The organism is Pseudoalteromonas sp. Ps84H-4 (assembly GCF_024124645.1).
Lineage (GTDB): Bacteria > Pseudomonadota > Gammaproteobacteria > Enterobacterales > Alteromonadaceae > Pseudoalteromonas > Pseudoalteromonas lipolytica_C.
Map to the genome: position 1 here is coordinate 96403 of NZ_JAMXSK010000007.1, position 15155 is coordinate 111557.

12 protein-coding genes are annotated in these 15155 nt (G+C 41.8%); 8 read left to right on the forward strand and 4 right to left on the reverse strand.

Translation table 11 applies throughout. From position 1 onward, the window contains the following. Positions 1-56 precede the first annotated feature (56 nt). From NH454_RS08680 to NH454_RS08710, 7 genes are all read left to right on the forward strand, one after another. Positions 57-407, forward strand: a complete 351-nt coding sequence (locus NH454_RS08680; protein WP_199526831.1) for a hypothetical protein — start codon at positions 57-59, stop codon at positions 405-407. Beyond that, positions 407-787 (forward strand): hypothetical protein, encoded by a 381-nt coding sequence (locus NH454_RS08685; RefSeq protein ID WP_135925735.1) that lies wholly within the window; start codon positions 407-409, stop codon positions 785-787. Before NH454_RS08680 ends, NH454_RS08685 begins: the two co-directional genes overlap by 1 nt. Before the next feature lie 84 nt (positions 788-871). Next, the gene (locus NH454_RS08690) at positions 872-1627 is read left to right on the forward strand and encodes a transporter substrate-binding domain-containing protein (RefSeq protein ID WP_253038754.1); all 756 of its coding nucleotides are present in this window, start codon (positions 872-874) and stop codon (positions 1625-1627) included. 39 nt (positions 1628-1666) lie between these two features. Then, complete coding sequence (locus NH454_RS08695) at positions 1667-3847, forward strand: tetratricopeptide repeat protein (protein WP_253038755.1); 2181 nt, start codon at positions 1667-1669, stop codon at positions 3845-3847. 156 nt (positions 3848-4003) lie between these two features. Then, on the forward strand, positions 4004-5887 hold the full coding sequence (locus NH454_RS08700; protein ID WP_253038756.1) for an acetate--CoA ligase: 1884 nt from the start codon (positions 4004-4006) through the stop codon (positions 5885-5887). Positions 5888-6000: 113 nt separating this feature from the next. Then, the gene (locus NH454_RS08705; protein ID WP_253038757.1) at positions 6001-7668 is read left to right on the forward strand and encodes an asparagine synthase-related protein; all 1668 of its coding nucleotides are present in this window, start codon (positions 6001-6003) and stop codon (positions 7666-7668) included. A 128-nt stretch (positions 7669-7796) separates the two neighbouring features. Beyond that, positions 7797-8366 carry a DUF2799 domain-containing protein gene (locus NH454_RS08710; RefSeq protein ID WP_135925740.1) on the forward strand — a complete coding sequence of 190 codons (570 nt, stop codon included), beginning with the start codon at positions 7797-7799 and terminating at the stop codon, positions 8364-8366. On the opposite strand, the gene NH454_RS08715 is transcribed toward NH454_RS08710, so the two are convergent. After that, entirely contained in the window at positions 8352-10034 is a 1683-nt protein-coding gene (locus NH454_RS08715) for a sensor domain-containing diguanylate cyclase (RefSeq protein WP_253038763.1), read from the reverse strand. The genes NH454_RS08710 and NH454_RS08715 overlap by 15 nt on opposite strands. 110 nt (positions 10035-10144) lie before the next feature. After that, positions 10145-11461 carry a DASH family cryptochrome gene (locus NH454_RS08720; RefSeq protein WP_253038765.1) on the reverse strand — a complete coding sequence of 439 codons (1317 nt, stop codon included), beginning with the start codon at positions 11459-11461 and terminating at the stop codon, positions 10145-10147. Positions 11462-11698: 237 nt separating this feature from the next. Between NH454_RS08720 and NH454_RS08725 the strand changes: the two genes are divergently transcribed. Further along, positions 11699-13336, forward strand: coding sequence for a hypothetical protein (locus NH454_RS08725; protein WP_253038767.1), 1638 nt, complete (start codon positions 11699-11701; stop codon positions 13334-13336). Here NH454_RS08725 and NH454_RS08730 read toward each other — a convergent pair. Continuing rightward, complete coding sequence (locus tag NH454_RS08730) at positions 13333-13806, reverse strand: VOC family protein (protein ID WP_138624797.1); 474 nt, start codon at positions 13804-13806, stop codon at positions 13333-13335. The two genes, NH454_RS08725 and NH454_RS08730, sit on opposite strands and share 4 nt — an antisense overlap. A 68-nt stretch (positions 13807-13874) precedes the next feature. After that, complete coding sequence (locus NH454_RS08735; RefSeq protein WP_253038769.1) at positions 13875-15131, reverse strand: MFS transporter; 1257 nt, start codon at positions 15129-15131, stop codon at positions 13875-13877. Positions 15132-15155 lie beyond the last annotated feature (24 nt).

A 15155-nucleotide genomic window follows, 5' to 3' on the forward strand; every position in this document is an offset into this window, starting at 1 on the left:
CGTTTACCTACTTAAGCGAGGTGTATCGTCAATTAATGGCACATATTACATTTTTCATGGTCAAGTTTTTGGCCTTTTCTGTTGGCTGTTTTGCCTGCTTTTTACTTCATGACCAAGCTAATGTTGCCCTTGTTTTATCTGCCGCAGTTACTGGGTTAGTTGGCACATTCATTCCTTTTCCTGCTCGTTTTGGTAATCACCCATATGCAGCCATATACGCTGGCAGCTTTGCTGGCATGTGCTCATCAAGTTTAATCAACAGCTACTGGGAACTGAGCTTTATCTCTTTAATTGGTGCCAGCCTTTACGTATTAACTATGAATCTATTTGCAGGTTTTGGTGGTCGTCTTGGTAGCGTTGCTTTTGCCAGTGTAGCGCTTTATATGCTGGCAAAAGGGGTCTTTTAATGGATTTATTTATTGCTATTACCGCTTTATTAGGTGCCTACTCAACGTACTTTTTAGCGCATCATAATCGCTTTGATGGCATCCGTGCATCAGCGGCTACCAGCATTATTGCATTTAGTGTCTTGAGCCTTTTATCTGTTGATGTGGAGCTCTACAGCGTGGCTTTCTTTGGCGGGACTTTCATTGGCATGAGCGCACCAAAGCGCTTTGGTATCTTCACGTTAGCCATTTCTTCGTTACTATTTGCAATGTTGTTTGAATACTTAGTGCCACGTTTGCATGGCTACGGCGGCGCACTTGGCGTAAGCGCATTTTTATCTGTATGTGTTTGTCATATAGGTATTTTACTGGGTGCTCCTCGCAGTAAAAAAAGTAACTAAATCTTACGCAGCAGCTAAAAACCTATACCTTTTCACTAATATTAATTAATATGTTAATAACTTGTTTAAGGATAAAGGGTCTTTATGCTGCTCCGCTCATTTCTGATTGCTACCCTGCTTTGTTTGATCAGTTGTGCGACGGCTGCGAAAACACTGACCTTTCTTGCTGAAGATTTACCACCGTACCATTTTAAAAATCAGCAAGGCGAAGCAGACGGTGCGCTTGTTGAAGTAGTAAAAACAGCTCTAGCACGCGCAAACATCTCCGGCGAATTCAGAATTATGCCAATGGCACGGGCTTTTTATGAGCTTGAAAACAATCCAAACATGTTAATGATTTCGTTACTAAAAAATCCAGCTCGTGAAAGCCGGTTTAAGTGGTTAGAACAAACCTATTTTTCAGATGCTTATTTAGTGGATCTATCGAGTAAAAGCCACAAAATATTTAGCTTAAAGCAAGCCCAGCAGTACCGTGTAGCAACTATTCGAGGCTATTCAAGTGAACATTATTTGAAGCAAGCGGGATTTAATGAAGATAAAAACTTGGTGCTAGTCAGTCATTACCATCAACTTTGGCAATTGCTTGAAAAAGAGCGCATCGACTTTGTGCTTACCAACACTCTAACCTTGCAAAACGAACTGGCATTATCTGGAGTTGACCCTAGTGACATTCATAAAAGCCTGCACTTAGACGACTTTCCCTCAGGCCTTTACCTCGCTGCAAACCTTAATATAGACAAACAACTCGCTATACAATTAACTGATGCAGTTAAAGCTTTAAAGCAAAGCGGTCAATACCAAGCAATTTTACAAAAATGGCAGTTGCCTTTACCCAAATAAAAAATGAAAAATACTCCATTATTTTACAAAAGCTTAGCTTTGGCTTGCACCCTTAGCTGCCTATCGTTAAGCGCCTTTGCAATAACTCCTGAACAGGCTCAAGAAAAACTAAACGAAGCACAATTGCTACGTAACAGTGATCCAAGCCAAGCAACGGATATATTTGAGCAGTTAACTAACGATACAACCCTCATCAATCAGCCACAGATCATTCAAGAAGCGCTCGAATCGTTGGCGTTTATGAATGTAAGCAATGGCGATTATGACCAAGCAATGAGCTATGCAGAGCAACTACTAGATTACGGACAAACACAAAACAATCAGGCTGTAACGGTACGAGCAATGCTTATTCAGGGTTACGCACAAGGTAGAAAAAGTAACTTTCTAACAGCAGAGCAGCACTACCGAGATGCATTATCCATTGCCAAACAGATACAAGATTCTATGCTGATAGCCCAGTCTTATGAGCGATTAGCAGCTATTTTACGGTGGCAAGATAAATACATAGCAGCTCTAAGCGAAGCACAAAAAGCAGTCAATATTTTACGCGAGTTCGATGACGAAAAATCATATGCATCTGCGCTACAAAACTTAGGTATTATTGAAGCCATTATTGGCGATCACAATGCGGCGCTTGCAAATTTAACTCTATCATTTTCTTTGCATCAAAAACTTGATGATAAAAAAGGCATTGCAGATGCGCTTTATGAAATTGGCGAAGTTTATCGACGTATGGGTGACAATGCTCAGTCGTTAAAGCACTTTAAAATGTCTCACGTGTTGGATTTAGAAATTGGCTCTAAAGTCGATATTGGTAATAGTGCCATGAAAGTTGGCTATGCTGCACTTAAACAAGGTGAACTGGCTACAGCCACCGATTACGCTGAGAAGTCGATTAGCTATTATCAACAATCATCTTCAAACACAGGGCTATGTCGCTCGTATAATTTAATGGCGTTAATTGCTTTAAAACAAGGCAACATTAGTGAAGCGCAAGCATATATTGATCGCGCTTTAGCAATCGCTACTGACTATAATTTTCGATCACACTTAGTGTCTTTAGGGATCACTCAAACGCGCATCTATCAAGCCCTTGATGATCATTCAAAAGCTATTAAAACCGCAGAGCAAGCTTTAAAACAGGCTGACGAACTGCATGATGTTGAAGATCAAATTAGCTTAAATAAGTTACTCACTGACTCTTACCTTGCTTTACAACTGTATAAACAAGCATTTGAATCGCAAAGCCGCTATCAAACCCTTGAAGATAATACCGGTAAAAATCAGCACGACTTAACCGTGGCCGCAATGCAAAGCCAAGTGGCTTTTATGCGAAATCAGCAAGAAATCAATCAATTGAGTGCTGATAAGCAAATTCAAGCCGCCCAACTAAGCGAAAGTGAATGGCAATTTAAAGCGTGGTTATTGGGCTTAAGCTGCGTGATTTTACTGATATCAGGCTTTGGCTACCACTCATTTAAAAAGCGTAAACTTGCCAGCGAACGAGCACAGCTACTCCAAGAAGTTGTTGATAAAAAGAACCGCTTACTAGCCGATGTATCTCATGAAATTCGCACGCCACTCACAGCACTACAATTGCAAGTTGAAGCATTGCAATACAATATCGCCAAAGACGTTGATGCCTCTTACGATGCAATTAATCGAAAACTAACCGATATCAATATACTGATCCGTGATATCCATCAACTAGCACAAGCAGATTCAGATAGCCTGTACCTTAACTTAAAACCCTACTTACTTGCTGATGTATTATCCGTTTGGCAACAAGACTTTGCTGCTTTTGTAGAAAACAAAGGCTTTGAATTTACCAGTAACATTCGCGTTGCTGCTGATATCAAGGTGACATGGGATATCGATAAAATTAAGCAAGTACTGACGAACCTTTTATCAAACAGTACTTTTTATACTGATAAACCCGGCAAAATTAAATTTGTAGCGACAGCCTCAGAGCAGAGCATTTCTTTTAGCATTGAAGATACCCCACCCGGCGTTACCGACAATCAGTTAGTTGAAATATTCGAACGCTTATACCGCGTTGATAAGTCGCGCAGCCGCCAAACGGGTGGCTCAGGCCTTGGTCTGGCGATTTGTAAAAGCCTGATTGAAACACACAAAGGCACTATAAAAGCTGAGCACAGTGAGTTAGGTGGCATTAAGATCCTCATTTGCTTACCGCTTATTAGTGAACAACAGGTTTAGTATCACAACTCCCTGAAATCGCCCCTAAACCGGGCGGTTTCACTACATCTAGCCCAATTAATGCCGACCAAGGTCGCATATTATTTAATCAAAAACCGCCCTATATTTTTTAGTACGTTGTACAAATCTCTCACTAAAAAGTATAGGAGCCTCACAATGGCGGGCGAATATCAACAACAATATCAACAGTTCCAGCGCGATCCGGGTCAGTTTTGGCTTGAGCAAAGTAAACGAATTCCTTGGTTTAAAGAGCCAAGTGCTCCTTATCAATATGACGATAATGATTTTTACCATTGGTTTGCCGATGGTCAGCTAAACACTTGTTACCTAGCCCTCGACCAACATGTCGAGGCAGGCTATGGCGACCAAACTGCACTGATTTACGACTCCCCTGTTACCAATACTAAACAACAATACACTTATGGCGAGTTACAAATTCAGGTAGCTAAATTTGCAGGGCTCATGCAATCCCTTGGCGTAAGCAAAGGTGACCGCGTAGTCATTTATATGCCAATGATCCCACAAGCGGTTATTGGTATGCTGGCATGTGCGCGCCTCGGTGCCATTCACTCCGTTGTATTTGGTGGTTTTGCACCGCACGAACTCGCGGTGCGTATTGATGATGCAAAGCCTAAGCTTGTGCTTACTGCGTCTTGCGGGGTGGAAATCAATCATGTGATTGAATATAAACCACTGCTTGATGAAGCACTCGACAATGCCAAGCATGCTGTTGAACACTGTATTGTATTTCAGCGTGAACAAGCCATCGCCGAGATGCAAGATGGCCGAGACATCGATTGGCAATCAGCCTCTGATGCAGCAAGTGCAGTCGCTGCAGTACCTGTTGCAGGTGATGACCCACTTTATATTCTTTACACATCAGGCACTACAGGAACTCCTAAAGGGGTGGTTCGAGAAAACGGGGGGCACGCAGTTGCAATGCATTACAGCATGGAAACCGTGTATGGCATGAAACCCGGTGAGGTATTTTGGGCAGCTTCTGATATTGGCTGGGTAGTTGGTCACTCGTACATTGTATATGCGCCGCTCATTTATCGCTGTGCCACCGTACTTTATGAAGGCAAACCAATTAGAACCCCTGATGCCAGTGCGTTTTGGCGTGTTGTCGAAGATTATAAAGTCACTGCTTTATTTAGTGCTCCAACTGCGTTTCGCGCAATTAAAAAAGAAGACCCTAACGCTGAGGGCTTTAAACAATACAACACCTCAAGTTTAAAGCGTTTATTTTTGGCCGGCGAGCGCCTCGATCCACCCACTTATGAGTGGCTAAAAGACAAAACGGGCTTGCCCGTACTCGACCACTGGTGGCAAACAGAAACAGGTTGGGCAATTGCGTGTAACCCAATTGGTATTGAACAACTTGCCACTAAACCGGGCAGCTCTACGGTACCGACACCGGGCTTTGATGTACAAATTCTTGATATGAACGGTGAACAGTGTGCAGCAAACGAAAGCGGCGCTGTAGTTATAAAGCTTCCCTTACCACCGGGCTGTTTACCTACAATTTGGCAAAACAATGAACGCTTTCAAGCGGGCTATTTAAGTGAATACCCGGGTTATTACCTCTCTGGTGATGGCGGCTATATTGATGACGATGGGTATCTATTTATTATGGGTCGTACCGACGATGTGATTAACGTTGCAGGTCATCGCTTATCAACCGGTGAAATGGAAGAGATTGTAGCAGCCCACCCTGCTGTTGCTGAATGCGCAGTATTTGGGGTTAATGATGCACTCAAAGGGCAACTACCCATGGCAATGATTGTGCTCAAAGATGATTACCTTGGCGATAGCAAAGAAGTCGAGCAACAATTAGTTCACTCGGTAAGAAATCAAATTGGCGCCATTGCCTGCTTAAAAAACATTTTGCATGTTGAGCGCCTCCCAAAAACCCGCTCAGGGAAAATACTCAGAAAGAACTTACGTCAATTGGTCGATGGAGAAGAACTACAAATTCCATCTACCATTGATGATGCAAGTATTTTTGATGAGATCAACCAACAACTTAACAATCGCTGATCTGCGTTTGTAATTTTGTAATGTTACCCAAAGGCCTTGTTTAAGGCCTTTATTCGTTTTGGCCTATGGCTTGCAATTTTACTAGTAAATTAGCAAACGAAAAGGTGGTTAACATGGCTGTTATCGCAGGTTATATCCAATTCAATGAATTAGGCAAAACAGAATTTCATTATATTAATCAACTAGCTGATGTGTTTAATCGCTATAAAAAAGCAGATGTTCAGCGCTTTGATTGTGATAATGGAGCTATTTTTCAATATGATTTTGATGCATACCAACAAGCGAGTTGGTTGCAAACTGAGTCGCAAATTGCAACGCTGATTGGTCATCCCTTACTCAGTAGCTCCCGTAGTGATGATTTAAAGGCCATGGCCAATACAGCTTCGCTCAACACCTGCTTACAGCAATGTGAAGGGGTATTTAGCTTTTGCCAGTTTAATAGCCAATTAGGCAGCTTAGTACTTGCCACCGACCCACTTGGCTTAAAACCATTTTACACCTTAAAAACGGCGCAAGGCTTACTGTTTTCAACCAACTTGGGGATATTTAAACAACTGAGTATTGAGCTTGAAAGCGATGCCGAAGCACTCACAGAGCTTGCGGTACTTGGCTACCCGCTTTTAGATCACACGCCTTATAAAAACATTAAATGCTCATATCCAGGCGAAATATTACGTTTTGATGCCAGCCACGGCGTGGTAAAGCAACGTTACTTTGATTGGGTCGCCCTTGCCAAACAAAACCGAGAGGTGACCGATGCAATTGAAGGCGTTACTCAGGCATTTCGCAGTGTTGTCACAAAAGCGATGCACACCGATAGAAAATTGCTCAGCACCCTGTCGGGCGGCTTAGATTCACGGTTAATTAACTGCGAGCTATTACGCCAAGGTGTTGAGCTTAAGTCGTTTAATTTTTCGCAATCAGATAGCCAAGATCTCTACTGCGCAAAACAATATGCTTCGCAAAATGCTCTTAAACTTGAAGTAGTGCAAGTACGTGACACGCAAAAGCTCTCCGTTGAGCAGCGCCTTGGCAAATACTGGCGCAAAGCACATCACAATGAATATAAAACCGTTTCAAGACCACAAATTAGTTGGTCTGGTAATGGCGGCAGTGTTGGCTTAGGTGCGGTGTTTTATGGCGACGCTATTTATGCTGCGGCAAAAGAAAACAATCTTGATAAACTCATTCAAGCTTATTTAGATCAGCAGTACGCTTATTTGCCAAAGTCAGTGGTTCATAATGCATCTATGCTGCAACAAAAACTAATTGATAATCTAAAACTTAGTTTTAAACCCTTGGCTGAATTGCCACTCGAAAAAGCATTCCAATTGTTTTTGCTACTCAATGATCAGCACCATCATTTGAGCATTCCAAACGAGCAAGTATGCGAGTTTAAAATGGAGTTCTTTCATCCGTTTTATTCGTGGAAAGTGCTGCAATATCCTTTAGCAGTCTCTGTTGAATATGTTCGTAAGCACCGTTTTTATCAGCGCTGGCTGAAAACCAGTTATCCGCGTGCCATGCTTGCACCATGTCAAGCCTATCCGGGCCATATGCCCTGCCCAATCAAAGTAAACTACCAGTCGCAGTGGCAATTTAACAATAACAACCTGATGCGTTTTGGTGAGCTGTTTAAGCTATGGTACGAGATCATGCGCTTTGACCGTCATCAGCTTATAAAACGCAGTCACTTTACCGCGTTATGTATATTGCAATTAGTACATTTAAAAAATGCACAGCCAAATATTCGCATCGCCCAGCGGTTCTGTCAGTGGTGATAGATACTAATCGGCAATAATACTTAATCGTGTGAGGGCATTGTTATGAAATACAAAAACAACTTTCTAAAAAATAATATTTCAGGCTAGAATCAAGTAAGTTATTAATAGTTCAAGCTGAAATTTCAATGAGAAAATGGATCCTTGCCCTGCTTCCTTTAACCGTATTAGCAGGCTGTACCTCGGTAAGTAAAGATGAATGTTTACAAGCCAATTGGCATGGTATTGGTTATAAGCATGGTGCAGATGGCACTGAGTATCGTGATGGCATAGATGCCTTATCACAATGCAGCGAATATGGCGTAAGTGCCAATATTGCTGAATATAAAGTGGGATATGATCAGGGTCTGGCGGTATATTGTGAGCCCGAAAATGGCTTTACCCTTGGCATGCAAGGCGCATCTTACAATGGCGTTTGTAACAGCACTGCTTTTCGTAAAGCATGGCAAGAAGGTAATGATAGGTACGAAGTACAGCAAAGACTGATATACATTGATGAGCGAATTGACGACATTGACCGTCGCTTAAAAGATATTCGCGCAGAGCTTAACAGCAACCAGCTTGATAATGGCCAGCAAAAAGAGCTTTATCGAGAACGCAAAGATTTAGAAAACGAACGCAAAGATTTACGCAAAGAGCGCGCCTTACTACCGCTTTTAAATAAACTACCTAGCGTCGAAATATCAACCGAGTGGTGATGCTTTATGTTTAAGCTTCATCTTATACATTTGCTCGTCAGCTGAGGCGAGCAACTGTTTGGCATTTTTACCATCCTCTGGAAACATCGCAATACCAAAACTTGCACTAACGGGTAACAATGTTGCGTAACGCTTGGCAACTGCTTCAACCGCTTTTTGACAGCGCTCGGCAATATCCTGACAAACAAAGCGTTTTGCTAAGGTCGGCAGTAGAATAACAAATTCGTCCCCGCCAATACGCGCCAACACATCATTATCTCTTAACTGTAATGAAAGTTGCTCACTGATATCTAACAGTAAATTATCGCCCTTTTCATGGCCAAAAGTATCATTAACAAGTTTGAAGTTATCGAGGTCTATATAGATTAACGAAAAGTGATTATGCTCGACGGGCGCTTGCATTGAGAATGCATTCAATTGAATATCTAAGCCACGTCGGTTTAGTAATTTAGTTAATGGGTCTTGATTGACTAATTCACTTAATAATTGTCTGTTTGCCACCTCTTGTGAAATATCATCAAATGCGCCAATGTAATGACTTACATTGCCGCTGTCATCATATAAAGCATCAATCGATAATAACTCAGGAAATACCTCGCCTGATTTACGTTTATTCCACACTTCTCCTTGCCAAGAGCCATCAGCAAGTAATGTCTGCCACATAGATTTGAAAAACTCACAAGGATGACGGCTTGAAGATAAAATGGCAGGGTTTTTTCCTAAAACTTCAGATTTTTTAAAACCCGTTATCTGTTCAAAAGCAGGGTTTACATCAACAATTTTAGGTTCTGAGGTGGTGATTATGATGCCTCTACTGGTTGTCGAAAAAACAGCTGTAAGTAGTTTTATTTGCTCGTTATTTTTAATTTCTTCGCTAACATCTTCTAAGTACCCATTCCACTCAACACTTCCATCTTTATGTGCTACAGGTGAAGACTTGCCTTCAACCCATATTAATCCCTTGGTTGGATGATTAACCCGAAAAACCTCATGCCAATCGTCTAGACTAACGCGTGACCGCACAACACTTTTGTAAATACGTTCATAATCATCTGGATGAACTGTGTCTGTTAAGATACTGGCTGATTGTTTTATTTCTTCAGGTGTACACCCATAAATATCAACCACCTTAGTTGTTGCAAAAGGAAATGATGCATGGCCTTGCTCATCAATTACAAATTGATAAACAAACCCGGGAAGATTGTCAGTAAAGGTTTGTAGCTTAGCGTGCAAAAACTCTATTTCACGTTCTTTGAGCCATTGTTCTGTAATATCAATGTGAACCCCTAGCATCCATTCAGGATTACCTGCTTCATCCCAGCTTTGCACCTTACCTTTATCAAGCACCTTTACCCAGTGCCCTTTTTTATGCTTCATACGAACATCACAAATATAACGCTCAGACTCACCACGAAAGTGAGCATTAAGAAGCTTTTCTGAATTTTCTAAATCATCTGGGTGGGCTAAATTCATCCATGTTTCTATCGATACAGGCTTTAATTCGTCTAAGGTGAAGCCAACGATTTTAGCCCACTTATCATTAAAAATTGTTTCGCCGGTTTGTATATTCCAAAGCCAAATGCCTGCATCACTGCCATCAAGAATTAATTGAGCCACATCTAAACCTAGCTTAGATTTGACCGTCTCATAGCCTTCACTAAATATCATAGTTTTCCTTGCTCGCTAACCCAATGGCACCAATCAAGCCTCTATATTTATATTAGTTAACAAACAATAAAACCTCTAACAGAGTAGGCAAGTATATTGATCTACAACAGCTAAGTGGCTATTGGCCAATCAGCTGCATCGACAACATCAATAAGCTCAGAGACTGTAACATCACCTTGCCATTTGCGAATGAAACGAGCCAAAGGATCATACAGCGCTGTTTGCTTATTAATATGAAAGTGCCGCCCTCCTCTGGGGTCAACACCGACACCCGCAATGTATTGCCAATTCCCCCAATTAGCTGCTACATCATAATCAATGAGCTGTTGCTCGAAATAAGCCGCACCATAGCGCCAATCAAGCTCAAGTTCGTTGACCAAACAACTTGCCGCAATTTGGCGCGAGCGATTAGAAATATAGCCTGTCGCATTAAGCTCATGCATTATTGCGTTCACCAAAGCAAACGGCGTGCGGCCTTGGCACCACGCCTCAAAACGCTGACTATTAAAGGTAGTCAAAGGCGCGCTTTGCTTTTGCCCTTTAAAATGGAAAAGTTTTACACCAGCCTGTACCGCATGCCACTTAAAGTATTCGCGCCACAGTAATTCGAATTTTATCCAATAACTAGACTCATTCGCCCCGTTTTTAAGCTCATATACTTCAACCTCTCTGTACAGCTGTTTTGCGCTAATTGTGCCACCAGCGAGCCATACACTAAACTTGGTACTGTTACTAAAACCATCTAACTCGTTACGTGTTTCTTTATAACTGCTTGGCGCTTTAGACGAAAAGTATGCATTGCAATGCTGCTGAGCTGCAATTAAACCACCTTTAAAACTGCCTGAGTGAGCAGGAACATCATCAATAGGGTTGTCAGGGCATAGTTGTACAGGATGAGGTAAGTGGCCGACCGCTGGCAAAGGCGCTGCTATAAAGGTTGGCTCAGCTTCTACCTTTTTACGAAAAGCAGTAAAGTTTTTTGGTAGGTTATCAAGTTGAAAAGGCAAGTCACTTGCCTTGAACAAGGTATCTTGCTGATAGGTTTTCACCGTCACATGTGGGCATAATGCTTTGATTTTATTGAGCTGCTTTTGCTCGTAAACACCAACCTGCTCAGTACAAACCAATGTTTCAATTTCATATTTTTGCAATCGCTGACTAATTACTTGCTCAGGCTCTCCAGTGATCACATGCAGTGTTTGCCCAAGCTTCTCAACTGCTTGTGCAAATGCCGCGAGACTCTCACGTAAAAAGTTGAATTTATGCGTACCAAACGATTTCGACTGATAGTTAGTTTGCCGAAACCAGCGTGGTTCAATCACAAACACTAAATCAAGCTCACCATCAAAATCAGCTAACTCAGATAGAATTTCATTGTCGACTAGGCGTAAATCATTTTGCAGCCAATATAAAACACGCTTTTTCATTACTTACTCTATTAGAAACCTTAAGAAATCATACGTAAGCCAGCTATTTCACGATTAATTTCGCCTTAGTTGATTATCATATCCCTTATTAATCATAACCTTACAATCTTCAATCAAGTTTAAGTTTTAGTTAAGTTTTTCTTAAGTTAGCGATTTTATGCTGATAACTGTAAAGAATTTAAGGTTGATAAAGCCAAACACGCTGCGTCTTCTTGGTATTTAGTAGGCATAACAAAGATGAATAAAATAACCTCCGTTTTATTATTTTCATGCACTGCTACAGGGACAGTTTATGCAAAAGAACCTTTAAGCTTAGATGTTGTTTGTGAAGTAAAAAGCAAACCTACAACTGAGTTGAGTGAAGATAAAGACATCTTCGTTGATAAACTCAACATTGATACACACACGATTTTTGACACCAATGATCCTGAAACGACTGCACTGCATCGCTTTATCAATTGGTTACATATTGATACCAAGAAAAACGTAATCAGCGAACAGATAACCTTTAAAGAAGGCGACCAAGTCAGTGAGCGTCAGCTACAAGAAGCAGAGCGCATCCTACGCGGCAAAAAATACTTAAGAGATGCCAAAATTAGCTATACAAACGACTGCCTTGAAGATGAGCCACGCGTGGTGCAAATCGATACGTGGGATACCTGGAGTTTATTACCAACCATTAATTTTGGGCGTAGTAGCGGCAATAATAAGTACAGCTTAGGCTTTAAAGAAGAAAACTTTTTAGGGTACGGTATTCGCGCATCATTAAAGTATAAATCAGATCATGAACGCTCTGGCTACCACTCAGTACTGCAGATGCCAGTGCCTTGGCAACCTCATGCAACTCTCACTTTACAAGCTGATGATTACGATGACGGGCAAGTCTTTTTAGTGGATTATCATCAGCCTTTTTATCAACGCAGTAGTGACGCACTAATGCGCTACTTTGCACAATCTCAAAAGCAAAAAAGTTATATCTATCAAAATGGTCAAACTCGTTCAGAGTTTTTTACTGATGAATTAATCGCCCAGTTTGCTTACGGCGGAATTTTATCGCAAGACAGCCAGCAAACCTTCCACTGGCTTGCTGGGATTGATTACCAAGATGTCAGCTACCGCCCTTTTGAAACAGAGCCTTTGCTTGCAGGCCTTAACGATTACACCATTGCAGCGCCTTGGGTCGGATTACATTGGCTAGAAGACAATTACGCCGTATTGCACGATATTGACCTAATAAACCACAACGAAGACGTTAACCTCGGTTGGGAGCTAAATTCAAAGTTTGCCATCGATACCGTAAATTTTGGCCAAGGCTTTTTATTTGATACAAATCTTACCAAAGCGTGGTTTAACAATAACGCCTTGTATCGATTTGCCGCTGGAATAAAAGGCAATGTCGGAACTGAGCTTGATGACCGTTTAGCGCTTTATTCAAAAGCACAAATGAACTATCGCTGGTCAGACTCATTTGCTTTTTATGCGCATGTAAATGGTCATTGGCAAAACCATGAATTTGCTGACAAACCACTGGCTGTTGGCGGTGAAGAAGGTATGCGTGGCTTCCCAGAAAGTTACCAACATGGTACTTCAAGCGTACAAGCAACGGCTGAGCTAAGAATGTACCCTAATATTAATTTGTATCAGTTCGTAGATGTAGGCTTTGTTGGCTTTGTTGATGTTGGGCAGGCATTTGGCAGCACTGAAACTGCGAATATTTCAGATTCAATGCTAACCAGTGCGGGTGTGGGTATTCGCCTATATTCATCGCGCTCAAGTAACGATAATGTTATCCATATCGACTTTAGTACGCCACTTGGCAGTTACCAAGAGGTTGATTCATGGCAAATAGGAATGTCGGTTGAAACAACTTTTTAAGCATCTTGCTCTTTACTCATAAGCTCGCTCATACGCTGCATCAGCTCTTGCTCACTGAGGTCTTCTTTGTGTGTGCCTATAGTCCATATATGGCCAAAAGGGTCTTCTAAAGTCCCTGATCTGTCGCCATAAAATTGGTCATGCACGGGGCGCAGCTCTTTCGCGCCAAGCGACAAAGCTTTAGCAAAAACAGCATCGACATCTTCAACATACAGCATAATGCTCACCGGTGTACCGCCAAGTTGTTGCGGCGACTTAAATTGCACATCAGGGCAATTATCAGAAAGCATAATATGAGAGTCGGCTATTTTTATTTCAGCATGCGCCACTCCACCATCAGGCAGAGGCATTTGCATTACAAGTTCAGCAGCAAAAGCTTGTTTGTAGAACTCTATCGCCTTAGTGGCACCTTCAATAACCAAATACGGGGTTACCGCATGGAAACCTTTTGGGATTGCAGAAACAGCCATGTTACACCTCAACGTTAAATGTGTGAGTTATAAAGGTAGCAGCTGTTGTGCAATTTCACGTTATAAATTTACTTTGATAATGAGTTTGCAAAATCTGGTCTGGGTAGCTTTTCGAGTATGGCGTATAAATAAATCACCACAAGGCAAAGGCCTCCCGCTGCGAAAAATAACGTTGGGCCGTTGTAATAATCTAAAATTAAACCACCACCGAGTGGTGCTAAAGCAAACCCTAAATCATAAAACGAAGCCGCACCAAAGTACGCACCACGAAGATGAGATGGCGCGAGCCTATCGAGGTGCACGTTCATCGTCGGAAATAAAATGGTTTCGGCCAAACTCATCACCACTATTGCACCAATCCAGCCCCAAAATAAATCGATCGGATTAAGTGCTAGCCAAAACTGCGACACCATTAATAGCACTAAACCAATTTGAATTCGCACCGTTAAGTTAAATCGTGCCATCATTTTTAACAGCAAAAATTGGCTTGAAATGATCACTAACGCATTGGTAAATATCAGCGCAGAAATCAATGCAAGTAGGTCGGGTGCCTCTGCACGAGTGAGGTATTGTATGAGTGAACTATCCATTTGCGCATAAATAAACATGCACAAAATATTGGCTAAAATTAAACATTGCAGCAGTTTATCGGCAAATAAAATACGTAAGATTTGCTTGCCCTGTACAGCTGGCTTTTTCTCTTCGGGCTCGTCAATTGCGGCAGTATTTTTTGCAGCTTTATCACTAAAATTAAAGCCCCAAACAAGTAGCACCAATAAAATAGCAAATGCTGCTGCGGTAATATAAAAGCTCGACTGCTCACCTGTTAAACCTAGCCATACTCCAGCTAATGGCCCCACCGCACAGCCCACATTTACAATAAAATACAGCGACTGCATGGCCAGCTCGCGAGTTTGTGCATCATCAATAATATCGCCAATCGCCGCGCTGGTTAATGGTCGCCAAAGTGCGGTTGCTATCGAGCATAAGGTCATCACAATCACATACCCTGCTACCGTTTCTACCTCAGCTAACAACGAGAAAGAAATGATATACAGCACGCCAGTAATGTACATCAGCGTATGCCGGCCCACTTTATCTGATAGGCTGCTACCAATAAAACTGGTGAACACCGAAATCACGGCAGCACTGGTAAGTACCAAACCGACTTCTGTCGCCGATAACGCAAACTTTTCGTACAAGATCACCGCAAGAAATGGCCACACCATGTAATAACTGCCACGGGTAATAAACGAGCCAAATAAGAAGATCCACATAAGCACAGGAAATTGCTTAAAGCGCGCTAAAGAGATATCTGAATTCATTACTAAAATTTTAATTGTGATGGT